General features: G+C 47.6%; 22 protein-coding genes and 4 tRNA genes. 16 read left to right on the top strand and 10 right to left on the bottom strand.

Annotated features, from left to right (window positions below):
• The first annotated feature begins 45 nt into the window (after positions 1-45).
• From ispE to ACJJIN_RS22735, 9 genes are all read left to right on the top strand, one after another.
• On the top strand, positions 46-969 hold the full coding sequence (gene ispE / locus ACJJIN_RS22775; RefSeq protein WP_444896323.1) for a 4-(cytidine 5'-diphospho)-2-C-methyl-D-erythritol kinase: 924 nt from the start codon (positions 46-48) through the stop codon (positions 967-969).
• Positions 970-980: 11 nt separating this feature from the next.
• Positions 981-1,055: transfer RNA gene (locus ACJJIN_RS22770), tRNA-Gln, on the top strand.
• Between the two features lie 355 nt (positions 1,056-1,410).
• Positions 1,411-2,340: a ribose-phosphate pyrophosphokinase gene (locus ACJJIN_RS22765; RefSeq protein ID WP_108735320.1), complete on the top strand. Its 930-nt coding sequence runs from the start codon at positions 1,411-1,413 to the stop codon at positions 2,338-2,340.
• A gap of 189 nt (positions 2,341-2,529) precedes the next feature.
• The gene (locus ACJJIN_RS22760; protein ID WP_413663073.1) at positions 2,530-3,150 is read left to right on the top strand and encodes a 50S ribosomal protein L25/general stress protein Ctc; all 621 of its coding nucleotides are present in this window, start codon (positions 2,530-2,532) and stop codon (positions 3,148-3,150) included.
• A gap of 5 nt (positions 3,151-3,155) precedes the next feature.
• A complete protein-coding gene (gene pth, locus ACJJIN_RS22755; protein ID WP_444896322.1) occupies positions 3,156-3,752 on the top strand; it encodes an aminoacyl-tRNA hydrolase in 597 nt (198 codons plus the stop codon).
• Between the two features lie 205 nt (positions 3,753-3,957).
• Positions 3,958-5,049, top strand: coding sequence for a redox-regulated ATPase YchF (ychF, locus tag ACJJIN_RS22750; protein WP_413663075.1), 1,092 nt, complete (start codon positions 3,958-3,960; stop codon positions 5,047-5,049).
• A 58-nt stretch (positions 5,050-5,107) separates the two neighbouring features.
• Positions 5,108-6,061: a DMT family transporter gene (locus ACJJIN_RS22745; protein ID WP_444896321.1), complete on the top strand. Its 954-nt coding sequence runs from the start codon at positions 5,108-5,110 to the stop codon at positions 6,059-6,061.
• A 92-nt stretch (positions 6,062-6,153) separates the two neighbouring features.
• A tRNA-Met gene (locus tag ACJJIN_RS22740) sits at positions 6,154-6,230 on the top strand.
• Positions 6,231-6,269: 39 nt separating this feature from the next.
• Positions 6,270-6,344 (top strand) — tRNA-Gln (locus tag ACJJIN_RS22735).
• A gap of 118 nt (positions 6,345-6,462) precedes the next feature.
• Here ACJJIN_RS22735 and ACJJIN_RS22730 read toward each other — a convergent pair.
• Positions 6,463-7,545 (bottom strand): sulfite exporter TauE/SafE family protein, encoded by a 1,083-nt coding sequence (locus tag ACJJIN_RS22730; RefSeq protein ID WP_444896320.1) that lies wholly within the window; start codon positions 7,543-7,545, stop codon positions 6,463-6,465.
• A 139-nt stretch (positions 7,546-7,684) separates the two neighbouring features.
• On the bottom strand, positions 7,685-8,392 hold the full coding sequence (locus tag ACJJIN_RS22725) for a SapC family protein (protein WP_444896319.1): 708 nt from the start codon (positions 8,390-8,392) through the stop codon (positions 7,685-7,687).
• Between the two features lie 428 nt (positions 8,393-8,820).
• On the opposite strand from ACJJIN_RS22725, the gene ACJJIN_RS22720 reads away from it, so the two are divergent.
• Entirely contained in the window at positions 8,821-8,976 is a 156-nt protein-coding gene (locus ACJJIN_RS22720; protein ID WP_444896318.1) for a DUF5993 family protein, read from the top strand.
• A gap of 10 nt (positions 8,977-8,986) precedes the next feature.
• Positions 8,987-9,547, top strand: coding sequence for a disulfide bond formation protein B (locus ACJJIN_RS22715; RefSeq protein WP_444896317.1), 561 nt, complete (start codon positions 8,987-8,989; stop codon positions 9,545-9,547).
• An 81-nt stretch (positions 9,548-9,628) separates the two neighbouring features.
• Here ACJJIN_RS22715 and ACJJIN_RS22710 read toward each other — a convergent pair.
• A tRNA-Cys gene (locus ACJJIN_RS22710) sits at positions 9,629-9,703 on the bottom strand.
• Positions 9,704-9,900: 197 nt separating this feature from the next.
• Complete coding sequence (locus tag ACJJIN_RS22705) at positions 9,901-11,082, bottom strand: MFS transporter (protein ID WP_444896316.1); 1,182 nt, start codon at positions 11,080-11,082, stop codon at positions 9,901-9,903.
• A gap of 407 nt (positions 11,083-11,489) precedes the next feature.
• Here ACJJIN_RS22705 and ACJJIN_RS22700 point away from each other — a divergent pair, with 407 nt between their 5' ends.
• The 3 genes from ACJJIN_RS22700 to ACJJIN_RS22690 all read left to right on the top strand — a co-directional run bounded on the left by ACJJIN_RS22700 (position 11,490) and on the right by ACJJIN_RS22690 (position 14,368).
• The gene (locus tag ACJJIN_RS22700; RefSeq protein ID WP_444896315.1) at positions 11,490-12,503 is read left to right on the top strand and encodes a Vgb family protein; all 1,014 of its coding nucleotides are present in this window, start codon (positions 11,490-11,492) and stop codon (positions 12,501-12,503) included.
• Positions 12,504-12,867: 364 nt separating this feature from the next.
• Complete coding sequence (locus tag ACJJIN_RS22695; protein WP_444896314.1) at positions 12,868-13,467, top strand: class I SAM-dependent DNA methyltransferase; 600 nt, start codon at positions 12,868-12,870, stop codon at positions 13,465-13,467.
• Positions 13,468-13,504: 37 nt separating this feature from the next.
• On the top strand, positions 13,505-14,368 hold the full coding sequence (locus tag ACJJIN_RS22690; protein ID WP_444896313.1) for a DUF4396 domain-containing protein: 864 nt from the start codon (positions 13,505-13,507) through the stop codon (positions 14,366-14,368).
• A gap of 78 nt (positions 14,369-14,446) precedes the next feature.
• On the opposite strand, the gene ACJJIN_RS22685 is transcribed toward ACJJIN_RS22690, so the two are convergent.
• The 3 genes from ACJJIN_RS22685 to ACJJIN_RS22675 all read right to left on the bottom strand — a co-directional run bounded on the left by ACJJIN_RS22685 (position 14,447) and on the right by ACJJIN_RS22675 (position 16,904).
• Positions 14,447-14,848 (bottom strand): hypothetical protein, encoded by a 402-nt coding sequence (locus ACJJIN_RS22685; protein WP_444896312.1) that lies wholly within the window; start codon positions 14,846-14,848, stop codon positions 14,447-14,449.
• A gap of 35 nt (positions 14,849-14,883) precedes the next feature.
• Positions 14,884-15,798, bottom strand: coding sequence for a zinc metalloprotease (locus tag ACJJIN_RS22680; protein WP_444896311.1), 915 nt, complete (start codon positions 15,796-15,798; stop codon positions 14,884-14,886).
• A gap of 554 nt (positions 15,799-16,352) precedes the next feature.
• Positions 16,353-16,904 (bottom strand): putative adhesin, encoded by a 552-nt coding sequence (locus ACJJIN_RS22675; protein ID WP_444896310.1) that lies wholly within the window; start codon positions 16,902-16,904, stop codon positions 16,353-16,355.
• 1,096 nt (positions 16,905-18,000) lie between these two features.
• Here ACJJIN_RS22675 and ACJJIN_RS22670 point away from each other — a divergent pair.
• Positions 18,001-18,534 carry a nitrogen fixation protein NifB gene (locus ACJJIN_RS22670; RefSeq protein WP_444896309.1) on the top strand — a complete coding sequence of 178 codons (534 nt, stop codon included), beginning with the start codon at positions 18,001-18,003 and terminating at the stop codon, positions 18,532-18,534.
• A 76-nt stretch (positions 18,535-18,610) separates the two neighbouring features.
• Complete coding sequence (locus ACJJIN_RS22665) at positions 18,611-18,973, top strand: hypothetical protein (protein WP_444896308.1); 363 nt, start codon at positions 18,611-18,613, stop codon at positions 18,971-18,973.
• A 191-nt stretch (positions 18,974-19,164) separates the two neighbouring features.
• Here the strand turns inward: ACJJIN_RS22665 and ACJJIN_RS22660 are convergent, their stop codons facing one another.
• The 3 genes from ACJJIN_RS22660 to ACJJIN_RS22650 form a co-directional block, all read right to left on the bottom strand.
• On the bottom strand, positions 19,165-19,554 hold the full coding sequence (locus ACJJIN_RS22660) for a hypothetical protein (protein WP_444896307.1): 390 nt from the start codon (positions 19,552-19,554) through the stop codon (positions 19,165-19,167).
• A gap of 1,214 nt (positions 19,555-20,768) precedes the next feature.
• A complete protein-coding gene (locus ACJJIN_RS22655) occupies positions 20,769-21,044 on the bottom strand; it encodes a hypothetical protein (RefSeq protein ID WP_444896306.1) in 276 nt (91 codons plus the stop codon).
• A 3-nt stretch (positions 21,045-21,047) separates the two neighbouring features.
• On the bottom strand, positions 21,048-25,889 hold the full coding sequence (locus tag ACJJIN_RS22650; protein WP_444896305.1) for an RHS repeat-associated core domain-containing protein: 4,842 nt from the start codon (positions 25,887-25,889) through the stop codon (positions 21,048-21,050).
• Between the last annotated feature and the right edge of the window lie 738 nt (positions 25,890-26,627).

Here is a 26,627-nt window from a genome sequence, read left to right as displayed (position 1 = left end):
TGCCCAAATCGCAGCATGCAGGTATTATGGCGATCCTGTAATTGATTGACCCCTTTTTGCCTCATGCTGCTAACCCTGCCCGCTCCAGCAAAACTCAACCTGATTCTGCGCATTCTCGGCCGTCGCCCGGATGGCTACCACGAGTTACAAACCCTGTTCCAACTTCTCGATTTCGGCGACTTACTGGAATTCAGTGAGCGCAGCGATGGCATTGTCAGTATCGATGCAGGCCAGCTGGATGTGGCTGAAGAGGACAACCTGGTTTATCGCGCAGCTCAATTGCTGCGCAAACAAGCTGAGCAGGACCGACAAAATTCTCTCGGCGCCTCTATTCGGTTGATAAAGAAGTTGCCTCACGGTGGCGGCATCGGTGGAGGCAGTAGCGATGCCGCCACCACTTTGCTCGGGCTCAACCACTTATGGCAGTGCAATTTATCGATCGATAAACTGGCGGAGCTGGGACGGCAATTAGGCGCCGATGTTCCAGTTTTTGTGCGCGGGCGCACCGCTTGGGCGGAAGGGGTTGGTGAAAAATTAACCCCAATAACCACCGAGCAACGCCACTACCTGGTTGTCTCAACTGGTTGCGAAGTGAGCACTGCAAAAATTTTTCGCGATTCACGTTTGACAAGAGATTCAGTCGCAATTACATTAGCGGCCCTTCGCGAGGAGCAGGCCAACGAGATGCGACTCGGCAGCGAAAAACTGGAAACATTTTCCGGCAATGACTGCCAGCCATTAGTTGAAAAGCTCTACCCTGAAATACGCGATGCCAGAGAATGGCTCGAGCAACTTGCTCCAGCACAACTCACCGGCACCGGGGGCTGCATTTTTGCGGCATTCCCTACGGCAGAGGCAGCCATTGAGGCACACGCCAAACTGCCTGAAGCGTGGCAGGGTTTTACAGCAGCGGGTGTATTGGTTTCACCGACACATCAAGCGCTAGCGAAAATCTCCTCAGATTTTTGAGGAAACATTACTGGGGCGTAGCCAAGCGGTAAGGCAGCGGGTTTTGATCCCGTCATGCGAAGGTTCGAATCCTTCCGCCCCAGCCACTTTCTTTATATGCAATGGCACAGTCAAAAACCGGTTCCGACATGATTCAGTCTACGCTGATCCAGCCGGCCCAGGCCATTCGCACAGGGCTTTACAGAGCCACTCCCCAATTTTTAAAGAATCCTGAAGGCAGGCTTGAATGCAAGCGCCCGATGGTTGTGCGAGCACGCACCCAGAGCAACCCGTTGAGCAAGGAAAAAAACTGTGGCCAAAACCCTGTTTTTATCCGCGCAACAGTGCGCCGCTCAACACAAAAGTGTTGCAGCAAAAACCCTGACTGCTAGCAAATATGCAGGCATCTACACTTCAATTCACTTCAAGACAGAATTAAAGGAACTCGCAGTGGCTGACTTAATGGTCTTTACCGGCAACGCAAACCCGGAACTGGCACAGAAGGTTGTCGACCATATGGCGATCCCCCTGGGTGAAGCCACGGTCAAGCGCTTCTCCGACGGCGAGATTGCAGTAGAAATTACCGATAACGTACGCGGCCGCGACGTTTTCGTGGTGCAATCCACCTGCCAACCTACCAACCGCAACCTGATGGAACTGATCCTGCTGGTAGACGCCCTGCGCCGCGCCTCCGCCGGCCGCGTTACCGCTGTAGTCCCCTACTTTGGCTACGCCCGCCAGGATCGCCGCGTAAGATCCCAGCGCGTGCCGATTTCCGCAAAAGTGGTTGCCGATATGATGGTGAGCGTAGGTATCGACCGCGTATTAACCGTCGACCTGCACGCGGAACAGATCCAGGGCTTCTTCGACGTTCCTGTGGATAACGTTTACGGCTCCTCTGTCCTGCTCGACGATATCGAGCGCCAAAAGTACCAGAACCTGGTGGTGGTATCCCCGGATATCGGCGGTGTTGTGCGCGCCCGCGCCGTGGCCAAGAGCCTCGACTGCGACCTGGCCATTATCGACAAGCGCCGTCCAGCCGCCAATGTTGCCGAAGTCATGAATATTATCGGTGAAGTCAGCGGCCGCACTTGCCTGCTGGTAGACGACATGGTCGACACCGCCGGCACCCTGTGTAACGCCGCCAACGCCCTGAAAGAGCACGGCGCCGAGAAAGTTGTCGCCTACTGTACCCACCCGGTACTGTCCGGCAACGCCATCACTAACCTGAACAACTCCGTTCTGGATGAGCTGGTGGTTACCGACTCCATCCCCCTGGGTGACAAAATGGAGAAGGCACCAAAAATTCGCCAGCTGACCCTGTCTGCAATGCTGGCCGAGTCCATGCGCCGTATCAGCAATGAGGAATCCCTGTCCGCAATGTTCCGCTAGGAACTTGCCGATCAAGGTATCCCTGCGCCCCGCATGCCGGGGCACTTTGCCTTTAGCGCTGATTCCCGTAGAATACGCGCCCGCCCGGCACTGCCGGGCGATTACTTTTGGGCCCAGTGCCCATTTAACATCCATGCCAGAGCGGTCCGGTCGCAGGTCACTCTGGACAGACAACCCGAGGTTTATCCCATGTCTGATATTAAATTGAACGCCATTGCCCGCAGCGATGAAGGGAAAGGTGCGAGCCGCCGCCTGCGTCGCCTGGAAGGCCGTGTACCCGGCATCATCTACGGCGGTGAAGCAGAGCCTGCTTCTATCTCCGTGCTGCACAAAGACCTGACCAAAGCTCTGGAAAACGAAGCTTTCTTCTCCTCCATGCTGACTGTTGACGTAGACGGCAAAGAAGAGAAAGTTATCCTGCGCGACCTGCAGCGTCACCCGGCTAAAGCCCTGCTGCTGCACATCGACTTCCAGCGCGTATCTGCCAACACCAAAGTACACGTTAAAGTACCTCTGCACTTCCTGAACGAAGAGAGCAGCAAAGGTGTTAAGGCTGGCGGTATCGTTTCCCACACCCTGACCGAGCTGGAAGTTAACGCTCCTGCCGGCAAGCTGCCTGAGTTCATCGAAGTGGACCTGGCCGACCTGGAAATGGACGGCGTACTGCATATCTCCGACCTGAAACTGCCGGAAGGTGTTGAGTCTGTGGCACTGAGCCACGGTGCAGACCACGATCTGGTTGTAGCTTCTATCCACAAGCCTCGCGGCGCTGTGGAAGCTGAAGCCGAAGCTGGCGAAGGCGAAGAGTAATCGCCTTGGCTGCGGCACCGGATACTCCGATCCAGTTGATTGTCGGCCTGGGAAACCCCGGACCGGAATACGATCGGACGCGACACAACGCCGGTGCCGACTTTGTTGTCGAGCTGGCCCGCCAACAAGGCACCCAGCTCAGCCTCGACAGCAAATATCACGGCCTCACTGGCCGTGTGCGGGTCGGCAGCCAGGATATCCGGCTGCTGATTCCCACCACCTATATGAATCGCAGTGGCCAATCTGTCGGCCCACTGGCGAACTTCTTCAAGATTCCCCCGGAAGCCATTCTGGTCGCTCACGATGAGCTGGACCTGGCCCCCGGTATCGCGCGCCTGAAAGCCGGCGGCGGTCACGGTGGACACAACGGCCTGCGGGATGTCATTGCCGCACTGGGCAACAACCGAAACTTTATGCGCCTGCGACTCGGCATTGGCCACCCCGGCAGCTCGAGCGAAGTGGCCCGGTTTGTACTCCAGCGAGCCCCCAGGGCGGAACAGGAAACACTGGCTGATGCGATCGATCGCTCGATCGACGTTCTGCCCACCGCCGCTTCCGGCGACTGGGGCGCAGCCATGAAAACGCTGCACACCAACAAATAGATCCCACCCGCCGGCTTGCCTTTTGCCGCGGAAATCTCGATAGTGTGCTGCGCTAAATTGCCGGTATTTTCCCGGCTGGCCCGGACCCTGTGGTGGCCGAGACATCCCGCCCATCCAAAATCCCGCCAGCGCAATCACTACCGGACCTCAAACGCAATTAGCAGAGCGCGCTGTATGCGCCTCGGGCAAACGGAAAAATATCACCATGGGTTTTACTTGCGGTATTGTCGGCCTACCTAATGTGGGCAAATCCACCCTATTCAACGCATTGACCAAAGCGGGTATCGATGCGGAAAACTTCCCCTTCTGCACCATCGAACCCAATGCTGGTGTCGTGCCGGTACCAGATCCCCGTATCGACAAGCTGGCTGAGATCGTCAAGCCGGAAAAGGTAATTCCCACCACCATGGAATTTACCGATATCGCAGGCCTGGTTGCGGGCGCTTCCAAAGGGGAAGGGCTGGGTAACAAGTTCCTCGCCAATATCCGCGAGACCGACGCTATCGCACACGTTGTGCGCTGCTTCGAAGACGATAACGTTATCCACGTCGCCAACCAGGTACACCCGGTGGCGGATATCGAGGTGATCAACACCGAGCTAGCCCTGGCCGATCTGGACACTGTGGAAAAGGCCCTACAGCGCTTTACCCGCGCCGCCAAGGGGCAGGACAAGCACGCGATCAAGATGAAAGCGTTGCTGGAAAAAATCCAGCCACACCTGGATGAAGCCAAGCCGCTGCGCTCTTTCGAGCTTTCAGAAGACGAACTGGCGGACCTGCGCGAACTGAGCCTGCTCACTATCAAGCCCACCATGTATATCGCTAACGTGGACGAAGATGGCTTCGAGAACAATCCGCACCTGGATGCTGTAGCTGCCATCGCCGCTGAAGAAAACGCGGTACTGGTACCTATCTGCAACAAGCTCGAAGCGGAAATTGCCGAGCTGGACGACGAAGAGAAGCAGGAGTTCCTGGAAGAACTGGGCATGGAAGAGCCGGGGTTGAACCGTGTGATCCGCGCCGGCTACCAACTGCTGGGCCTGCACACCTACTTCACCGCTGGCGTGAAAGAAGTTCGTGCCTGGACCATTCCACTGGGCGCAACCGCTCCCAACGCCGCCGGTAAAATCCACACCGATTTTGAAAAGGGTTTTATTCGCGCAGAAGTGATCAGCTACAGCGATTACATTGATAACAATGGTGAGGCCGGCGCTAAAGACGCGGGTAAGTGGCGCCTGGAAGGCAAGGACTACATTGTCGCCGACGGCGACGTAATCCACTTCCGTTTTAACGTCTAACCACCTCTCCTTTTTTGCCTCCCCGCCCCGGGGAGGCACGCCCACCCGTGTAAATTCCATGGCTCAATCAAACTGGAAAGTCGGCCTGCCCCTGGCACTGATTACCGTATTTATGTGGGCAACCCTGCCCATTGCCCTCAAAGGGCTTCTCGAATACATCAGTCCCGGTACCGCCACCTGGTATCGCTTTGCCGGTGCAGCACTGTTAGCGGGCGTCTACTACGGACAGGCGCGTAAACTACAGCTCAAGCCACTATTCAGTCGCGGCTTGCTGCTTTTCACCTTCCTCGCCGTTGCCGGCCTCCTGGTGAACTACCTCGCCTACGCCAGTGGACTCAATTACATCACCCCTGGTGCCGCCCAGGTTGTGATCCAGCTGGCTCCCCTGCTTCTACTGATATCCAGCGTGCTTTGGCTGGGAGAGAGCTTCTCGCCGCGTCAGTGGAGCGGCGTGGCACTGGTAGTATTCGGGCTGCTGCTATTTTTTAACCAGCGCCTGGAAGAGCTGACCAGTGGCGCCGGCGGCGAATACCTGCTGGGGCTCGGCTATATCCTGATCGCCGCTGTCACCTGGGCGATTTACGGCTTTTTCCAAAAAAAAATATTGAGCCGCGCAACACCCCAGGATCTACTGGTAGTAATTTATATCGCAGGGACCCTGTTCTTCTTGCCCATGGCGGAGCCAATGAAGGTTTCTCACCTGGGCTGGCTCGAGTGGGTGCTATTGGCATTTCTCACCGCCAATACGCTGATCGCCTACGGGGCTTTTAGCAAGGCACTAGCGCACTGGGAGGCATCCAGTGTCAGCGCAACCCTGTCATTAGTGCCAGTTATCACCCTATTGTTCAGTACGCTCATCAGCTCTATCTGGCCCGACTATATTGCAGTTGAGCCGCTCAACTGGATCAGCTGGACCGGCGCCGGCGCCGTAGTATTCGGTTCCGCCCTCGCCGCAATCAGTTCCAGGCGCGGTTCTGAGCAGTCCCGGGCATCAGATGAAAAAAATCGCTAACTATCTGAAAAGAATACAAAAAAAGTGTTGACACCCCCGGCCCATCGTTTAATAATGCGCGCCCTCGGGACAGCCGAGACAACAAAAGAAATGGCAAGGTAGCTCAGCCGGTTAGAGCGCAGCACTCATAATGCTGAGGTCGGGAGTTCGAGTCTCCCCCTTGCTACCATTTCAAATCACAGAGACTATTCTTTGTGAAACTTGAAACTGGGGCGTAGCCAAGCGGTAAGGCAGCGGGTTTTGATCCCGTCATGCGAAGGTTCGAATCCTTCCGCCCCAGCCATCTTCCCAAATTATCTAGCAGGCCCAAATCTGGGCAGCAATCAAAAACGCAACCGTTTTTTATCTGATTCTGCGAATAGCTCGCCAGAACTCGTCCGCGAACGCTATCCAAAAATCAACTACTCCGGCAGCACCACACCATTAGCTTCCATAACTGTCACTTCGGCGCTATCGGGCTCCAGGTCAGCAGTTCCTGAAGTTGCTACAGGCGTTCGCACTTGTTCCCTGCGTAAACCCAGGGCTCGTAGCCACTCGAACCCCGCCAGGCAGCACAGCAATGCCAGCAGCACTAGCAGACCGCCATATCCCTTCATAGCCTCACTCTCGGACATACAAGTCCACACAAGCTGCACAACGCACAGGAAGGCCACAATCAACAGGGTCGGTTTGCGTCCCAGCAAGCTAACAACAAATACGCCCAGAGGCGCCCCCAGGGCCACTACCGGTGCCGCCGCCAGCCAATTCCCAAACACCCCAGGCTGCCAATCTCCCGCCAGCGACTTCACTATTACTCCGAGTACCGAGCAAAATGCCATGATCACCACGGATGTAGGGATCGCCACCTTGAGATCCACCCTGCTCAACAGCACAAGAGCCGCATACACCAGCATGTCCACACCCACACCGGTAACTGCCACCACGCAAAAGCCGGCAAAAGCACCCAATAGCAAGCCGACACGAAAATCAGTCGGACACTGGGGGTCCCCCGCGTGCTCACAATCAGTAATTTCGCTGAGGCGATACAAATGAAAAATGCCAAAACTGCCCCAGAGGACAGCAAAGGAAAGCTTCACCCAGAGTTCGGGTATCAGAGGGGCGAACAGCAGGATACCGGCGGGAGTCGCCAATAGGGAGCCCAGCAGTGCCCCCCTCAACATCGACCAGGCCAACTGCTGGCGCCGGCAGAGAATAAACAAGCTGGCACTGACCATACCTATCGACTGAACCGCAAAACTAAAGTCGCGACCCAGACTTGCCGGCATATCAAAAAACAGCACCAGCACGGGAAACCCAACTGTCCCGCCTCCCATCGGCGTAGAACCTGCGGCATAGCTACCCAGCGCCATCGCCATCGCCATGGACCAATGCTCGAGCGCCAGGGCCAAGTTCTCGCCCTGTAAAATCAGGAACAACCAAACACCGTAAAAGAGAACCAACCAAGCGAACCAATAGCGAAGAGAGAGTCGCGCCACGTTTTTCATCTTATTATTTGTGAGCTAAAGCGTCAGAGGGAGACAATAGTGGTACGAGTGTGAGATGGGATCAAGACGAGATTTGGCGAATTCGCCTATCACGGCTAGAAGGGTCGCCCGGCAGACTCAGCTGCCGGGCAATGCGCAATTAGTTCAAGCGCTTCTTGCGAATCAGGTTTTGAACCTGCATAGAGGACATCATAGAGGCGTAGATTGCCGGCAGGGCGCCGCGCTTACGCAACTCCAGGAAGTCTTCATCAGACAGCTTGTTAAGCTTCTCTTCATCGATAACAAAGAAACCTGTCAGATCGTAAGGCTTGTCATCTTCGCTAACACGGAGAGTCAGTTTCTTCTGGGTCAGCAAGTCCTTGGAAACCAGGAACTCGATAAAAGAGTCAGTCACTGCAACACGCTGTGCAGTTTCAACCACCGCCTGGGCGCGATTCTTCAGGAAGTCAGTTTGCTCGCCTTCCCCATCAAACAGCGCTTCACCTTCAGAGTCGCTCAGCATCTTGGAGTCTTCGTCGATGCACAGAACAGCCTGATCAGCATTGTCTGGATTCTTCACCAAAACAAACGGGTAAGTGCGCACTTGCACTGGAATGTAGCTGCCATTCCAGCCATCAGCGCCAGAGAACAGGTTTTCACCGGGGCGCAGACCGGTAAGCGCCACAACTTTAAACTGCTCAGTATTCTGGTCTTTAACGAACAGGATCGGGTAGCTCTGGGCTGCCTGTACGATTTCCTGAACCACCAGCGGCAAGATGTGATTACCGCTTACATGGTCAAAAGTAATATCCTGGGTGAGTTTCAGGTTGGCATGTGCCTTTTTATCCAAAGCTTTGATCTGTGCCATAAGTACAACTCCTAGCTACTTTTATAGTTACTAAATTTTCAGAGATACCCTAACGTACCACTCTTCTACGCATCTACGATGACAAGTGCTTCCCGACAGTCGCCGGAAACCAAAGCCAGCATTAAACAGGGAAGAAGCCCAACTGGCAAACAAAGTCCACCAACAACAACCTAAAGACAAATTTATTTGGTTAAATTCACACAATTCAAGACTGCCGAACCAATTAAATTCACTGCTCCCCCCTTAAAATGACCCGGCAACCTTCAAAATCAACGAATCGAGTATTAGTTAGCCTACCCTGACAGGTAGCGCATTACCTGTATCAGCCCTCCCTCACCTCTACAGCTATCGTAACAAGTGGTGCTTTTTTATACGATTGAAGAAGTGGTTGGAGTGAGTTTGATGTCAAAACCGAGGGGCGCCTCACTATGATGAGCCTACTATTCATTTTTTACCTCCTAGCAATGTCTCTAGCCGTGAAGAATTACCACACCCTAGCAACCGCAACATTCATTTTTGCCTTGATATCAAGCATCGCCTGGCTGGGCTATCACACCGGCGACAATCTCAACTTAGCCTTGTAGAGGAGGGTGAATGGGGCAAATATTTCGAGAGCTTAATGCACTGGGCATACTTGCCGTATGTGCCGTACTCGTCGCCGCAGAGTACTTTCAATTAGTGAATGGAGAAATGCCTTGCCCTCTCTGTTTACTTCAACGAATTGGGCTCACAGGAGTCTTATTTGGCCTGATGCTAAATGTACTCTATGGCAACCGCCCTCTACACTACAGCCTGGCTACACTGTCAGCGCTATTTGGCGCCGCTACCGCACTGCGCCAAGTCAGCCTACATGTTATTCCCGGAACACCAGGTTATGGCGATCCATTAATGGGATATCACTATTACACTTGGGCACTAATTATCTTCTACATGACAGTTATTGGCATCGCGATTATCGGTGCATTTGATAAGCAATATGGAAAACCCATATTTATCAGTTTCCGCGATCAGGGAGCTCTCGGAAAAATGGCCATAGTAACTGCATTTTCAATTACCGCACTTAATATATTTATAACTTTCGCAGAGTGTGGACCTACTGCCTGCCCGGATAATCCAGACAACTATTGGCTCTTTGGCGCTATCGGCGGAATTTAAAAGCAAGCTGAGAAAAGAAAAGGGGTATGGCTATACAAAAGACAGCTTGCCAAGCATATATCCATAGATCAACAGAATAGATGGAGGCCAGGACCGGATTCGAACCGGTGAAAAACGGTGTTGCAGACCGTCGCATTTCCTCTCTGCCACCTGGCCATAAAAAAACCCGGCGCTTCCGCTCCGGGTTCTTTGACTCTCCGGAAGCAAAAAACGCTTCCGAATAAATTTACAGAAGCACGCAGGTTGCCTGGCAGCAACATATAAAAAGAAGTTCTTGCGCGTATTTCATAGTAAATTGTCTTGTTCAAGTTGCCGCCAAGGATAATGGAACAAAAACTCCATTTCAACTCTTTCTAGGTAGCCCCAGAATACTGCCCAACCCTAATCTCATTACCGGGCAACGGCTGCTCTGGAACCAGCTGTGCCAACCCAAGAGAAATTAAGGCCATTAAAGACCCCGCAAAGAATACCATTGGCGGAGAGACAAGCCACAGCAAGCCAAATACTACAGGGATAACTACTGCGGCAATATGATTAATAGTAAAGCTGACTCCAGCCGAAGCCGCGATATCCCGCTCGTCGACTATCTTCTGGAAGTAGGTTTTAATCGCAATTGCCATAGAAAAGAATAAATGGTCAACAATATATAATGCCGCTGCCAGCGCAGCACTTTCTACCAGCGCATAACCCGCAAATACCAGTATCAGGCCAATATATTCCAAAGTGAGGATACGGCGCTCGCCAAACCGAACGATAAACTGTCCGATCTTCGGTGCGATATACAAATTAAGTAAATGGTTTACCGTATAGAGAGCAGCAATCTCCCCCACGCTGTATCCAAATTTCTCCACCATCAAAAAACCAGCGAATACTATAAAGATTTGCCTGCGAGCCCCACTCATCATCGTGAGCGCATAATAGAGCCAATAGCGTTTTCGCAGAATAAGCTTCTTATGCTGGCTGTGGGGCTGAGCAAACTGAGGGAAAAGGACCCAGGCACCTAAAGCAATGACAATGGTCGCGCCACCACCAATTAGATAAACCCAGGAATAATCCAAACCCGCGAAGTTCATTAAACCCCACACCAAACCATAAGCCAGAAGCGCAGCAAAGGAACCTGCGGCAGCCATGCGTCCCATCCAAACTGCTGCTGTTTGTTTGGGAAACCACTGGAGTGCCAGGGAAGTCTGCAAGGTCTCATAAAAATGAAATCCCGTAGACATTAAAAGTGTAGTGAGTAACAACCCGGTCAATGATGGATACAGTCCCGTTAGCATCACTCCAAGGCCAGTTGCTACCAGGGAGATTATCGCCAGCCTCTGCTCCCTGACAAAAAGCAAAACAAAGACTACCAGGAAGGCTAAAAAGCCAGGTATCTCACGCACACTTTGCAACAAACCAATATCTGCACCGGTAAATGCTGCCTTTTCAATGACAAAGTTATTAAGTAGCGTATTCCAAACAGCAAATGAGAGCGGCATTGAAGCTGCCAGAATAAGCAAAAGAATTTCAGGCCGGCGAAGACGTTGTAGCATAAATGACCTCCTATAGCTAAGGCCCGCAATATACGCCCTCAATATCCAACTGTAAAATTATAAAAATAGTACTGAAGAATAAGTTTTTTCGAGAATATTGCAGCTCATAAAATTAAATACTAATTAAGCTGCTAAATAGTGGTAACACAGACCAACCACTTGCTTAACTACTCGAAAAATCGGTGAAAAAGACGTACCAATTGGCAGATTAGCAAGCAATCTAATTATGTATAAATTCCCGCAAATCATATATTTTTAATGAGATGAGGAAGCTCAGCTCACTACATATAATGACTGGAGTCAGACAACTCTAACCTAAATTCACCTATGCTTTAAATGCTATATATCTAGGCGCCTTATATCACAGCATGACTGATTACTAACATAGATAACTCTTGGAGAGAAAAATGCGTATTCATTCCTGGCGAATTTATCATCTTCCCTTAGTCATGCTATTTACCACACTCCCTTTCCTACTGGCGAACGCCGTTGTTCAAGAAGATAACTTACCTGACAAACTTAAATTAAACGAATGGAAGGTGCCTTGGGAGGGGCTCCCCAGAGACCCGCATGTGGACAGTAAAGGGAATGTCTGGTTCTGTGGACAAGCGGGTAACTACATCGGGAAGTTTACACCCACTTCTGAAGAGTTTAAGCAGTATGAAATACCTGAAGGTACTCATCCTCATAACCTGATTGTGGATTCAAACGATATTGTTTGGTATGCAGGTAATCGCAATGCGCATATTGGGCGATTAGACACCAATAATGGACAAATTAAACAATATCCAATGCCTGAAGGTATCAAAGACCTACATACGCTAGTCTTCAATCGAGAGGGAAATATCTGGTTCACAGCCCAGCAAAGTAACCGCATAGGCCTGCTAAATGTACAGAGTGGCAAAGTTCTAAGTGTCACCCCAACAACCGCTAATGCCCGCCCCTATGGTATTAAGATTGATGCCCAGGGAAACCCCTGGATAGCGCTATTCGGCACCAATAAGTTAGCTCGCGTAGACGCAAAAACCATGACCATAAATGAGGTTAACCTGCCACGCCCAAATGCTCGCCCTCGCAGACTGGAAATCGATCCTACCGGCAATATTTGGTACGTAGATTATCCAGAAGGCTATTTGGGGCGTTATACTCCGACGACCAAGGAGTTTAAAGAGTGGAAGCTACCCAGTAAGAATCCACGCCCCTACGGAACAGCACTGGACAACAATAACCAACTTTGGCTCGCTGATACTGGAGAGGTTCCAAATATCATTTTTGCCTTTAACACAGAAAAAGAGAAATTTACAAGCAAGACCCCAGTTCCAAGTGGTGGAAATATAAGATATATGTATTTTAACAATATGGATGGAAGCTTTTGGTTTGGTGTTGATTCTGGATTTATCGACCAGGGAATACCAAAATAGAAGCATATATAGCTCTATTGACATCAATCGATGTATGGCGTCACTGCAATAGTTCTATATATCCTGATACAGGACAAACTGTTCAAATACAGACTTCCATTTAGAATTCTAATTTTTTCAGCTCTATTAACAGCCATTCACGGCGCCCTTATGAGGCAACCATTGATGGATTACCTTATTGGCAACCCACTACAAGTTACACTAGCTTAAAATGGCATGAAGTGGCTCACGTGGATACTCATGGCGACCGTTATAATTATAGGTGTTGAAGTATTCGCCTCAAATAAATCAAACTCTAACGAATCTAAAAAACAAAAAACGTGCAGCAATCATTATATAAAACTCATAAACAGAATTTACAATTATGGAACCGAAACAAACCGGGATAGCATACGATACCATCACACATCTATGGGAACGTAAAGAGTTCAACAGGAACAACGGTATTAGCCAGTATAAGCGGGCACTTGGCTTTGTAAAAAATAGAGGCTCTGCACTAGATGTAGGGTGTGGTTGTACAGGAAGGCATATCGAGCTTCTGCTAACTGAAGGATTTTCTCCCGAGGGAATTGATGTTTCTGAGAAAATGATAGAGATCGCCAGGGATAAGCACCCTACTGTCAACTTCTATCTAGAGGATATATGTAAGTGGAAAGCCACAAGAAAATATGACTTTATAAGTGCGTGGGATAGCATCTGGCATATACCAATTGAAAAACAAGAGGAAACAATAAGGAATCTAGCGTCTTACTTAAACAAGGAAGGCGTTCTAATATTCTCCTTTGGTGGAACAGATAAAGAGGACTATCATACGAATAATGCGATGGGACCGGAATTATACTACTCTACGTTAGGCACAAATAAATTTATACAACTTCTTATTTCATCTGGTTGTATTTGTAGACATCTGGAGTACGATCAACCACCAGAATTACACGCCTACTTGATTGCTCAGAAGATATAATTGTTTTATATCGCCCCCTCAATCATGGGTAGCCTATATGTTAACCGGAGCAATGCTTGTTTGGTTTATTCTTACGAGTCTCAGCCTAGTTTTTATTATTTGGGACTCAATCACTAATGCGCCAACCAGCTGGGTTCAGCGCCTGGCTTGGGTATTAGTAATTCTTTATACCGGTGTTATCGGCTTAATCTTCTACCTACTCACCTGTCGCCGTCCTTTTCCTGGCGGCCACGATCAATTCACTAGGGCCACATGGAAGCAAAGTGTAAATAGCGAAATGCATTGTCTTGCAGGTGATGCAACAGGGATCCTTATCGCAGCATCTATTGTACCCACACTGGGCCTCACCAATGGATGGGACTCCATAATTGAGTACTTGGCTGGCTTTGTTTGTGGTTTGTTTATTTTTCAGGCATTGATGATGCGAAGTATGTATCAGGGAAACTACTTAAAAGCAGTGGGTAAAACTTTCTTTGCTGAAACTGTATCGATGAATATGGTTATGGCTGGAATGATACCCGCTATGGTGATACTGACTTCCATATGGCCACACTCTGAAGACCCAACAAATGCTACCTTTTGGTTTCGTATGAGCTTGGCAACCATTGTTGGGGGTATCATTGCTTACCCTATTAACTATTGGTTGGTAAAAAATCACTTAAAACATGGATGTATGACTCTTCCGGGAAAAGATGGAGCCGCGCCCAATTTTGGTCATTGCTCACATGAATGCGCCTCAAATTCAGCACCGCACATCCATGCTACCTCACAAGCAGAAACGCCTAAAATGGAAATGTATTCTTTATCTTTAGTGGAATCGAGTATATGGATAGCGGGCACTTTTATAGTTCTATTTCTTGCAATTTATGTCACGGATAAAATCACACCAATATACTTTTGATCTCAGAACCTTATGTACTCAAAATAATCGCTTAAGCATAAGATTCAAAAATTTTCTTTCTCCGCCTGTAGTAAGATTTCACCCTGAGGGTGGCTGCCAATTGATTACCGGGCTTATACCTTCAGTATTACATAACCAAACAATCGCTTTCATTCCCACCTTAAGCTTCCCCTTAGTATCAATGAGTTTCCCCCAATCGCTGGAATGAAAATTACGGCCATGGATGCGGAACTGCCCGAGAACCTCCTTCCAATTTGGCATAGTTAGGTTTAGAACCTCATTTGTTCCATGGTCAGTAGCAATCCAAAGCATGACTCCATCTTTCGCTCGCACAAGTTTTGTGATATCTCCCTGCCATGAAGTTAATTGGTTTCGATTACAAGTCACGTACTCTGGAACAGCTAGCCTTTGAGCCAATAGACCCGGGCTAGCAAAAACAAATAAACTCAGCACTAAAAATAAATAATGTTCTTTATTCATAATTAAAGAAGGGGGGACAAGCCCCCCCTTAACTGTTAAAGACCACGATAAGTCGCGCTTTGTTCATCTGCGCGAGTGGCCTGACCTTCAGTGAACTCGTACATACAGCTATCGTCAGTGTAATCCATAAAGTTAGTTACCGGATCTTCCCCTTCAGCATTTCTTCCCCTGGTACAGGTATCCCGACCAACAGGGCAGCCATAAGCAGCCGATCTCTCCGCAGGGGTATCTGAGACGTAGTCCCCCCGGCCAAAACATCCTCCTTGGAATGTGTGATAAAGACCCAACCAGTGGCCAACCTCGTGAGTTAAGGTGTCCCCCTCATTGTAGGGCGCAGCATCACCTCCAGGTACAGAACCAGTTAAAATTACCACGCCGTCATCAAGTGGATCAGAGGAGTAACTACTTGGGAATGTAGCCCACCCAAGTAGGCCATCACTAATTTCAGCTACATAGATATTCAAATCCCCGGCATCGCCAACTCGTAAGGAAGATTTCATTGACTGCTCAGCCGAAGAATTGTAACCAACGTTATACCAAGAATTATTTGCTGTAACAGTGGTTGAAACTAAGTTAAAAGTAAATGGAGTATTTGCGTAAGCATCATTCAACACATCCATTTGCGTATTAATCTCACTATTAGAAAGTGCTCCATTATTAGCTGAGTCAGTAATTACATGAAAGTAAACATCAACTTCTACAGAACCTGCGGGCCGCAATGTGTGTGCCACACTTCTATCGCTTGATATACCACGCAGAGTAGAAAAATGCTGCTCTTTTAATGCAGCTTCCTGAATTGATGGGTGGTCTGTACCGCAGCGCTTTAGCTCAACGCTATTGTTGGCAGCCTCAACCGAAGAAACACTCTGAGCAAAACCTATAGTTGATGAAGCAAGCATGCACAATGATAGAGCAGTTTTTATCGAGATATTGGAAACAGTCTTTCTCATAACCTAAGCCTTAATTTTATTATTTATTTACACTCCCATAAGAGCCCGCCAACTTTCCACGCTTCCATAAACTTTTGTCAATAGCACCAATTCTTAAATTGATGATAATGACACCAAACTCTTTAACAAGGCGTAACGTTCAACAAAAAAAATGTAAATATAAAAAAATAAAAACCCCAAAAAACAAAAAGCAGATACATTTTTCTCTTAAATTAGTTACATATGAAATTCTCTCACGGAAAACACAAGGTGCAACTCACTTAAAAATGCGAACAAAAATTGGGGAACCTGAAATTACTGACAGGTAAAATTCCAATAAAAAATACCGAATTTTATTTCAACAAAGCGGACAGTTATATTTTTTATGATACATCATCGCAAAAACAGCTCGCACCAACTGGGGCTAACAATAAAAAGATATTCCAACCACTAGAGCACCTAATTCAAAAGGCCAATCACAAATAACAAAGGCCACTTACCTTCTGTGGCCATGAAGGTAAGTGGCCTTTATAAATTCTACAGTTTTTAAACTAGAGTCAACACTCTACTCTAAATTAACCCCACTGTTTTTGAGAGCTAAGATCATTTCCGCTGCTCGGCGAGCGGCAGGCAGTAAAGTGAAGCTTGTTATAACCTAGCTTATTTTCAGTAATGACTTTTAGGACATCATCCAAATGAATACGGGCTCCTTCTTCAACCAAAATCAAATCATGATCATGAAGACCACTTTGCCAAGCCTTCTTAATATTATCCACATGACCAGGGCTTTTTTCATTATATGAGAGATTATAATTATAAATACTCGCACCACCACCAGCTATCGAGTGAACTTTTCCTGACCCCATATTTAGGAACTCTAAAGTTCCAAATTTTTCTTTACTATTTTCCTCATTGGCAGGCTTACCTGTTTTTGTCAAACTCCTGACTGCATGATCAGAAGACGCCGAACCATGAAATGAGTAGAAGTATAGAGCCAAATTCTCTGGCAATTCAGCCTTACCAAAAGAGCCGTTATCAAATGAACCATGTGCGTAAAGGATCGCCTCATTACCACTGGCTTGTTCTTTTTTATGAATTATTACTTTTCCAAACTGAACAGTTTTCATCACATTCCTTATCGATCAAAGGTTGGAGAATCTATTTTTTTGACCACACCATCAAGATGCTGTCACAAATTTAAGATTATTCTTTTCAAATAAAACCCACCTGCTTTTAATGGTTGCAGATAAATAAAATTAGATCAACGAAAATAAAATCTATGTAAGCGACTAAAATCCAATCCTCATTACCACCCTCTCATTCGAGCAAAACCGTAATCAAGACAAGTAAAAAAACTATGGACTGCGAAACAAGCGTCATACAAAACCCAAAAAAACCACAAAATCTCAATTGAGGAATTTTTCATCCACATTTCAAGCCAGGAGTAAATGGATTTAAAACCTGATGAACAATCTCACAAAAAATGATTATGTAGCCTTCGAGAAACTGAGACTCAATTTCGCGTGAAAAAAAGTTCTATTACAGATAAAAGACAACATTATTGACTATTGCAACCATCATACAGTCAAGCACACCTAGCAAACTCTTTATTTAATTTTTTTTGGTTAAAATTTGAGATGAAAGGTATACCATCTCTCATCATTGCTCTAGGAAGAGAGACCAATAAGCTACAAAAGCCTAGATTGCTAACATAAGTAACACCATATGAAATACAGAGTTATTTTTTTACAAATATACTAGAGAGAAATCTCTCATAGACGACTAAGACTTGAACAGCTTGACAACCCACCCTCTCAGTTGGATTACTATTTTAATCTGAAAAGAATGAATTGATGAGCTGTGGACGAATGTCTGAGCTGAAAAATAGTGGCATATGGTTCGGATAAAACAAGATAGAAACCCCTCACCAAATTAACCTCCAAATATGAGAGATATAAATCGTAGGCAGACGGGCACTGGAAGCTATCTGGGGCAAAGCAGCGATAGTGAACCTGGTATCAAAATTGTTTGGCAGAGACAAACTAAACTGCTTTATTATTTGGAGGCAGCGGAGACTTTAAATTGGCTTAAAGGGTATGTATTAAATGTAGTAGTTCAGACTCGATCTGACAGTTACCAGTTTTTAAAAAAGTGCTCCGTCAGGTCAATTTCAGTTTACGAGTTTTTCCTTCTGGATAATTTTCTTTAAGTATTGCCATCTGTGTGCGGCGTGCATTTCTTTGTGGCAGAGATACTGAATCTGAAAAAAATTACGAGTATCGACGCGAATGGATTGAAAGCCGTATGTATAAGTTGGCCGAGGTATTTGCGTTAGATATTGCTGCCTATGCGGTAATAAGTAATCACTACCACATAATGCTATACATCGACACAGAATCTGCTGATAAGTTAATTACTCGCTGGCAAAAGTTCTTCAAAGCCTCTAGCTTAGCCCAGCGCTATATTCAAGGCGATACCCTCGATCACGCTGAAGTAAACAGGCTAAAAGAATTCTTGTCCCAATGGCGGGAGCACCTAATGAATATCAGCTGGTTTATGCGCTGCCTGAACGAGTCCATCGCACGCCAGGCCAATGCCGAGGACAACTGCACCGGTCGTTTCTGGAAAGGGCGTTTCAAGTCTCAGGCCTTGCTGGATGAAAGAGCCATTGCCGCCTGCCTCGCTTATGTGGACCTCAACCCTATCCGTGCCGGTATCACTAAAACTCCAGAAGAGTCCGATTACATTTCGATCTAGCAACGCTTTCACACAGTCATCTCAGGCCAGCAGCCCAAAAGCCTACTCCCACTGGTGGACGGGGAGCGCCAGGATCTTGCCTTTTCAGCTGGATCACTATTTAGAGCTGCTAGAATGGAGTGGCCGGCAGCTGCACCCTAAAAAGCGCGGCGCTATTTCCGAAAACATCCCACCTATTTTAAATCGGCTGGGTATTTCGCCAAAACACTGGCTCTACTTAAACTGCAATTTTGAAAGCCGCTTTAAACGTTTGGTGGGCTCGGCGGAAGCGGTACATCAGGCCTGTGCTCAGCAAAATAAACGCTGGGTACACGGGCGGCGCGATTGCCAGCGTTTCTTAGCTAAATTACTGAAATCCGCTTCAACTATCCCTAGATTTCATCGCTCTCGACTCTACACTCCACTTGATCCTCTATGGGCTCCCCAGAAAAACTTTTAACGCCAAATCGCCATTTAATTTGAGAAAGATATACCGACTACCAGGCAGTAGCGCAAGAATTCTAGCCTAGCTTCAGGTTCTCCATTCTTTAGATATCCAGTTTGCTGTTAGCACCTCCCTCCTATCTCTGGGCGTCCAGGATTGTTCATCTCTTTCTACATTCTATGGCCCCCCTAAATCAAGCTCCAAACTTAATCGCTATCTGATTGCCCAAGCTTTTCTTTAAGCCATTCATCCTGGTCCATACCCCCAATTATGACATCGAGTACAAAAGAAAACATATGTCCACGATCAATATTTCTTGATAAAAGATATTTAAGATATGCCTCAGCCCTCAACTCAGCCAGCTGATAATAAATTTCTCTAACACGATTCCTCGTTAATTCATCGACTTCCTGAAAATCAGCAAACTTACTTTCTTCATCTGGAGTAACAACACCAATTACTTTTTCGATCTTTCTTAAATATATTCGAGGTATCCTTACCTCTCTATCATTCATCTTCTCTCCCATTTTATGAGCCTCTTTATATTTTTCTAGCGTTGCATCAAGCTTACTTCTATTTGTAGGCTTGGCATTCATGCCCCTAATCTTGTTTCCAATGGAGTTACAAGAAATTCTTCTTTAGAGATCAAGTATACTCGGCATCACTGTCTAGGGAACAATTGTGCGGAAGCTAGCCAGTCAAGTTATAGGCGCAATTGAGCATTTCATTATCAGGCATAGGATATAGGCGGTACGGTATTGATAGTTAAGCTTACTTTATGATCTACCAACACGGCGCTAAATTTTATACACAAGTATTTCTGTTCATATCAGCCCTCTGGTTAAGCTCTGAACTAGTAAAAGAAATATTTCCTCAATCAATTCAGATGTAAAATAAGGCGAGAAAGAGGATCTTACTTGTCCTATAAACGTACAAGTCTGAGAGAATCCACTATTTGTTATAGGTTTTGATGGCCTTCAGGTCTACAAACGGTACTATTGGATATAAACTATGTAACTTTTTGGGGCTACATTAAGCTAGTGCTGCGGTGCAACCTTAAAAGATGTGTATAAAACATAGACACGGCGTTATGCGACTATATATTTATGCAATACCGGCCGCCAGCCAAAAGAAATTCAATCATCTATATGCAACGAGGGCCCGAATAACCCTAAACAACTTCCTATTGAGATGGATTGATATTCGGAGCTGATAAGCTGGAGTAGCTGAAATCTAAACCCAAAAAAACGGGTTGTATTTTGCCATAATTCTCCCACCACCCTCAATCAGCTTAACATCTCACCAAAATGCTGATTCTATCTAAACAATGAAAGCTACTTTAAAGGCTTGGTGAGGACGAGGAAGGCAGTGTGAGAAGTCTGCTGCATGCTAAACAAAGGTTGAGTACGTGGGGCAAATTCGCTACCCCTGACTAATTCGATGCTATTCCACCGATCCGATAATATCATTGCAAATTACCTGTGCTGACTTCGTTATATCACCCGTTCCTGAACCATACTAATCAGAATCAAGTTTCCTTTCACCTCTAAAATCGCTGGGAAATACTCTGCTAGCATTAATTAACAATCATCTAATTAGAGGGCATCCTAGATGCTATATTACTGGATAAGGTATACCTTTAACCGCCCAAGGCTTACCTCAGTATTCCCCAAAGGATTTACGTTTCCTGTTAGCCCCACCCCAAAAATTAACCGCTAATGCTCAGTCTATTAATATTATTTTTCAAAATCTAACTCTCTGGGCATACAAGATTAAAACTGCATACTTAATATTTATCTATAGCCTTAGATTAAGACTGCTCTTGCAACAAGCACTCAGTTATTTTTCTGCACCAATAAGAAACTACCGGGGGTTTATTTAGCTCATGTTTTTTTTGAAAAACGTGGGCTAAAAGCAAAACTTTATCTATTTCAACTGGCTTGGCACGCAGATAATCCAGCAATATCTCACATGCCAAAACTACATCTTTTCGCCATAAATCTCCCCCCTCTCTTTGATCTAATTTTTCACTAAATTTTTCAACGAGTTTTTCCCCCATTCTCACCAATTCATCTCTTTCACTCAAAATTTACCCCCCCTCTTTTTCAAGTTTTTTTAGATACTTAGCTGCGGTTAAACTCTTAGAGTTATTTGGAGCATCTTCTTTACCACCAGCTTTTAGAACATCAAAAACATGTGTAAGGCAACTATTACTCTCTACACAATAAGCTCCATCAGGTGTTCCCGCTCTGCTCTTCTGATATTCAATTGCAGCCTGGGCATCAGGCAATTTAATAGTTATTAAATTTTCAGGTTCCATTCCCAACATTGCTGAGAAATCTTCATCTACAATTTCTGCTGTGCTTCCAAAGTTACCTGAGCTTTGCTGCTCTGTTACCATGATGGTATCATTGTGATGCACTTCAACAACAAAGTGTACTTGCCTTCCCTCTTTATACATTTTTATTACTGCGGAACCCTCTTTGCAAGAAAGTCCAAAGGGGTCTATCCATCTAACTGGATTCGGCACATACCGATAATTATTTGCCCCCCCCAATAGCCCAATTGGATCCTGCTGAGTAAACTCCCCAACCTCAGGATCATAATACCTAAACCGATTGTAGTGCAGCCCAGTCTCCTCATCGAAGTACTGCCCTTGGAAGCGGATCGGCTGTTCTATCTGATTATTATGGGCTAAAGCAATATTGCCATAGCTTTTATAGGCGACACTCCATACGACTTCACCTTCCTTATCAGTAAGGGTGTCAGGCGTTCCTAGGTGATCCAGGTGGTAATAGTAAACCTGCTCATCTTCTTTTAGCGCAACCGGTTTAAAGGTGCCCGGTTCGAAGTAGTAGGTGCGGGTATTCAGATCCTGCTTGGTTTGCGTATCGTTTTTGTTTTCCCGTAGCAGGACGTCACCATCCCAGAGGAAGTCAACTCTTTCATTGTTTGCAGATTTACCAATGCGGCGACCCAAAGGGTCGTATTGGTAGTGAATCTCTTGTTGAAGCTGCTCAGCTCCTTCCTCTACCTTGAGCTTTTCTACCCATACCAACTGTTGACGAGCATTGTAATGGTATCGGGTCTGTAGCTTCTGTCCTTTACCCCGTAGCTCGGCGATACGATTGCCGTGGATATCGTAACGGTAGTGGGTATCACCACGGAAGGCTAAACGGTTGCCTTTGACTTGGGTGGCACTGGCCCGCTGTTTGGCTTCATCTTCTGATCTAGCGGCGGCCAAAATATTATGGGCAGGGTCGTGCACAAAATATTCGGGGTTGGGCCCATCAACCTGGGTGAGGCGATCCAGGGCGTCGTAGTGGTAGCTGCGAGTACCGCGCAGGCTGTCCTCGATTTTGGCAATCTGCCCAGCTTTATTGTACTGGTAGCTACGCTCCAGGATTGAGTTAGATTCCTGGGTCGGATCTGACACTGGACCACCGGCCTTGCCCAGGCTCAGCTTTTGCAGGCGCCCTTGAGGATCATAATCTCGCTGGCTCTCCAGCCCATTGCCGTGCTGGCGCTGACTCTCCCTGCCCTGCTCATCGTGATTAATGCTAGTAATCAGCTGATCGGTGTTACTGCCTACCGGGCGACGGTGCAGGCTCTTGAATTGGCCGGCGGGGTTAAAGGCGAAGTTGAGCACTTCACCATCAGGCAAGGTGGTGGCAATGCGGTTGCCTGCGGCATCGTAGTTATGGGTGAGTTTATCTTTGCCCTGCCAATCCGCAGTTACACGGCCATTAGCATCGTATTCCCAGCGCAGTTTACGGTGGGTGTTTTCCGCTTCGATTAACTGGCCACTGCGGTTATAGCGAAAATTGGTTACACCATCCGGGGTGACTTCTTCCAACAGGCGGCCAAAGGGGTCGCGTTCAAAGATGGTGTCCACACCTTTGCCGGTATCAGCATCCGTGACTGCCCTGGAACTGATCAGGTGCCCGGCGCGGTTATAGGCGTAGCGAGTTACGCGTCCGTCGAAGCCCACTTCTTCAATCAGGCGTTCGTTCAGGTCGTATTTGAGCTGGTACCGCTCACCATTTTCGTTGGTGAGGCCCACCAGGTTGCGCTCGCCGTCGTAGTGGTATTCCAGGCGGCTGCCATCCGGGTTGGTGCGTGCCTTAACCTGACTGAGGCCGTCGTAGGCGTAGCAGGTGCTGCGGCCTTCGGAGTCCATAACTTCCGCAAGCAGCCCTTGGGGGTTATAGCTGTACTGAGTCCTAGATCCATCTGGGGTAATAACTGCGTGGATACGATCCTGGGCATCGTATTCATAGCGAGTAATTTGGCCTGGGGTATGCTGCACTTCTTCCAGACGACGGGCATCGTCATAGCGATAGTGCTGGGTACGGCCCATGGGGTCTTTGACCGCTGCCAGCTTGCCCTCGGGGTTCCATAGATAGCGGGTGGCATTACCTAATGGGTCTGTAACACTACCTATCAAGCCCACCGGGTTATAGCTATATCGGGTGCTACTACCAAGGGGATCTTTGGTGGTGACGATCTGGCCTTTCTGGTTGTATTCACGCTGCCAGGTGTTACCACTGGGATCTGTGACTTTGGCTGGCAGGCCTTCACTGTTGTATTCGATACGGTGGCTATTGCCGGCGGCATCGGTCTTTTGTATCAAGCGACCCTGGTCATCATACTTATAGAGTTCTTCTCGCCGACTGCCATCATCGCTGGGCAATTGTACTTTGGTAACTTGGCCCAGATCGTTGTAGCTGTAGAGGGTCTCTGCACCTTCAGGGTCGCGGTGATAAATCGGTAGGGCGCGATCATTAAAGCGGTAACGTTCCTGTCCCCCACGAGTATCCGTTACGGTAACGCCGTGGCCATCCTCATCCCAGGCAAATTTGTAGTTGTAGGTAGCCTGCCCGTCGATAGCATCACCCCATTGACGTACGCAACGGGCAGATGGGCCTTCTTTATCCCATTCAAAGTAAAAGCGGTAACCGGTTTTTAGGATGCGCTTGGAAATAACATGCTGGTGATATTCATATTGCTCACTGTAGCCATCCGCATCGGTGGCTTTTATCAGATCACCTTCATCACTGTATTCGTACTGAGCCAGTATTTTAATGCGACCATCGCGAGTTTCTTTCTTTAACTCGCCAATACGCAGGCTATTGGGCTGCCCTTCGGGCGGGCTGATATGCAGAGCTTCACCGAGGCTGCTCTCGATACAAATCAGGCGCTCATCAATATAGTGGAAGAGGTAATAGTTACCGTAGCCGTCGCGGATTTCAGAGAGTTTTAGAGCCCCTTTAGTACCTGTCGCCTTGAAGTGTTTTTGCACACCATTTTGGGCTCCATAGGGAGTTACAACCCAGTGCTCATCGTTAACGCGAGTTAACGATAAATTTTCCACCACATTGTGGCTGCGGCCGCTATTACCCGGTGCAGGTAAGCTGATTACCCGGCCCTCGGCATCATGAAACTGTACCGCTTTGCCTGGACGCCATACCAGGCGCTCATTCAACGTGTGGGTCCAGCCGTGGCCCAAACCGAAATCCCTGGCGTTACTGCTGCGGTAAGTTCGCGCAAGAGTTAGTGGCAGCGGGCCATCCAGCACCGTATCCACCAAAGTCAGACGCTCTTCACCTGTTTTTAAGTTGATCGGTTCACCACCTTCACAGGCATTGGCATTGCACTGGGAGGTGTCACCGTTCTGGTTTTCCCCGGTGTCGCTATTGGTATTGTCCGGCTCGTTGCTATTATTCGCTTGGCTACCTTGCGACTCACTTGAATTATTATTGGAACCACTATTGCTTTGATTGGAATTTGAGGCAGTGCTGCTGGCCCCTGAGCCACCAGAACTGCCAGAGCTGGCTGGCGGAGCCGCCGCTTCAGAGGAACTCAAATCGGAGAAGTTAGCGCCTTCCCCTCCCTTAGCGTTGCCGCTCTTTTTCTTGGAAACTAGCTGTTGCTGCTTCTTCAGTTTGGCCAAGTCCAACATCAGCTCGCCGACATTTTTAAAGGACTTTAGCAAGCGTGCATTTTTAGCCATAGCTACAACGGCGCCAACGCCCCCCGTAATCGCCGCTAGGACGATAGTGAGGATAATTTCAAAGGCACCACCGCCGGCTATTTCGGTGATTTCCAGACTGTGCTGTGCTTTTACATAATCCTGGGCAAAGCGGAAAATAATCTCGCGCAGGGCCGGATCATCATAAATAATTTGAGCAACGTCAAATGCCAAATCCAGTTGCTGTTTTGTAATCTTTGAAGGGTCAAAACCGAGTACATCCACCACTTCTTTTTGTAAGTCTGTGACATATTCCTGGCCAGATTCTGTAAAGCTTTTGTCATTCCAGAAGTAATTTGCTGTGGCAACACCCAGCCTTTGAGACTGGCGCATGGGATTCAGCATTTGTGCCACTTCAAGCACATCTTTTGTCCATACCGCCAAGCCCCAGGCGGCATTGCCAAAACCGGTCGCGCCACTTTCAATATAGGCACCCACTTTTTCCAGCGTTGAACGCTTCTCATGCTGCTGCTGGATTTGGGCCGCCTCTGCCCTCTCCTGGGCAATAATTTGCTGTAGGCCGATACGAATCTTGGCAATCAACTCAGCCTGTTTGTCAGCAATTACGGTAGCTGCTGTTGGCTCTTCTTCAATAATCAGTCGATTCTGGATTAAAGCGCGATAAATCTCTCGTTCAGAAGAGGACAAGTGGCCGGGCGGCTCAGATAGGGGCCCCAGGAAGATTGTGCCCGAGGTACCCGCTTGAATACTGGTACTGAGCAAATTGCAGGAGCTACCTCCCAGGCTGAAAAAGTGCTGGTAAATTTTCTCAATAACCGCATCGTCGAACATCGAAAGCAAGTGGCCGGCATCGACCTGCATCGGAATCCCCAGCGGGTACGTCCACCCTACTCTCACTTCGTACTGGATGCCTTGCTTATTTTCAACACGTAGCTGCATGATAATCCTTTAAACACTTACGCCTATCTGGACCTAGTGGGGACCTAATTCAGTTATTTCTCACCCGCGAACATTAGGGAACCCCCAAAGAACTCCGGTAAGCTTTCGATTCCGTCTATTTTTCGAACAAAATACCCTCAAGCTGAAACCAGCGTGGCTTCAACTGATAATTCCTCCGGGCTTTGTCGGCGTCGATTAAAATCGAAATTGAAAGACCAGCCAATACCACGCCATTACACAACGAAGCCGTCGAGAAGAACATTCTCTATCCAAAAAAGGAAGCTTAAGGGCTGCTGTGCTAGAAGAATACTAACGACTAGATTCTTATCTTCCTTTTCACTCTTAAGAAATTAAGAATCTAGGTGGCGCCGAATAAAACATAGGGCTGAGATCTACTTCGCGAGGTTACCGCAAATTAGGTAAATACGGTAGATAGCAAGTGTTAAGCTGAGTCGCGAAGCTTTCGGGAACAGTGATCAAAACTTCAGTAATGAAGAATTAGACTAAAACTATCATCGATTAATTTTTAATAATCAAATAAATATAATACCTGCGTATTAGAAAAATATCCCGCAATACAATTTCTATGAACAATTATTGTCCAGTTGATTACAGTAATTGGATAATTTCTCAACAGCGAGTATCAATATTCCGTTATTGATAAAAGTATCTAATTAGATAGCGTTTGGCAGGCTGCGAAATTGGATCTTTAAATTTGTGACACTTATCACAAAAGAA

The organism is Microbulbifer maximicatervae (SeqCode) (genome assembly GCF_052467505.1).
Note: the sequence above shows the minus strand (reverse complement) of the source record. Positions and strands in the feature narration are given on the sequence as shown.

Excerpts from the sequence above, each read along its gene's own strand:
- ACJJIN_RS22765 (WP_108735320.1), top strand. The coding sequence starts at position 1,411 with ATGGTCTTTACCGGCAACGCAAACCCGGAACTGGCACAGAAGGTTGTC.
- ACJJIN_RS22760 (WP_413663073.1), top strand. The coding sequence starts at position 2,530 with ATGTCTGATATTAAATTGAACGCCATTGCCCGCAGCGATGAAGGGAAA.
- ychF (WP_413663075.1), top strand. The coding sequence starts at position 3,958 with ATGGGTTTTACTTGCGGTATTGTCGGCCTACCTAATGTGGGCAAATCC.
- ACJJIN_RS22745 (WP_444896321.1), top strand. The coding sequence starts at position 5,108 with ATGGCTCAATCAAACTGGAAAGTCGGCCTGCCCCTGGCACTGATTACC.
- ACJJIN_RS22730 (WP_444896320.1), bottom strand. The coding sequence starts at position 7,545 with ATGAAAAACGTGGCGCGACTCTCTCTTCGCTATTGGTTCGCTTGGTTG.
- ACJJIN_RS22725 (WP_444896319.1), bottom strand. The coding sequence starts at position 8,392 with ATGGCACAGATCAAAGCTTTGGATAAAAAGGCACATGCCAACCTGAAA.
- ACJJIN_RS22720 (WP_444896318.1), top strand. The coding sequence starts at position 8,821 with ATGATGAGCCTACTATTCATTTTTTACCTCCTAGCAATGTCTCTAGCC.
- ACJJIN_RS22715 (WP_444896317.1), top strand. The coding sequence starts at position 8,987 with ATGGGGCAAATATTTCGAGAGCTTAATGCACTGGGCATACTTGCCGTA.
- ACJJIN_RS22705 (WP_444896316.1), bottom strand. The coding sequence starts at position 11,082 with ATGCTACAACGTCTTCGCCGGCCTGAAATTCTTTTGCTTATTCTGGCA.
- ACJJIN_RS22700 (WP_444896315.1), top strand. The coding sequence starts at position 11,490 with ATGCGTATTCATTCCTGGCGAATTTATCATCTTCCCTTAGTCATGCTA.
- ACJJIN_RS22695 (WP_444896314.1), top strand. The coding sequence starts at position 12,868 with ATGGAACCGAAACAAACCGGGATAGCATACGATACCATCACACATCTA.
- ACJJIN_RS22690 (WP_444896313.1), top strand. The coding sequence starts at position 13,505 with ATGTTAACCGGAGCAATGCTTGTTTGGTTTATTCTTACGAGTCTCAGC.
- ACJJIN_RS22685 (WP_444896312.1), bottom strand. The coding sequence starts at position 14,848 with ATGAATAAAGAACATTATTTATTTTTAGTGCTGAGTTTATTTGTTTTT.
- ACJJIN_RS22680 (WP_444896311.1), bottom strand. The coding sequence starts at position 15,798 with ATGAGAAAGACTGTTTCCAATATCTCGATAAAAACTGCTCTATCATTG.
- ACJJIN_RS22675 (WP_444896310.1), bottom strand. The coding sequence starts at position 16,904 with ATGAAAACTGTTCAGTTTGGAAAAGTAATAATTCATAAAAAAGAACAA.
- ACJJIN_RS22660 (WP_444896307.1), bottom strand. The coding sequence starts at position 19,554 with ATGAATGCCAAGCCTACAAATAGAAGTAAGCTTGATGCAACGCTAGAA.
- ACJJIN_RS22650 (WP_444896305.1), bottom strand. The coding sequence starts at position 25,889 with ATGCAGCTACGTGTTGAAAATAAGCAAGGCATCCAGTACGAAGTGAGA.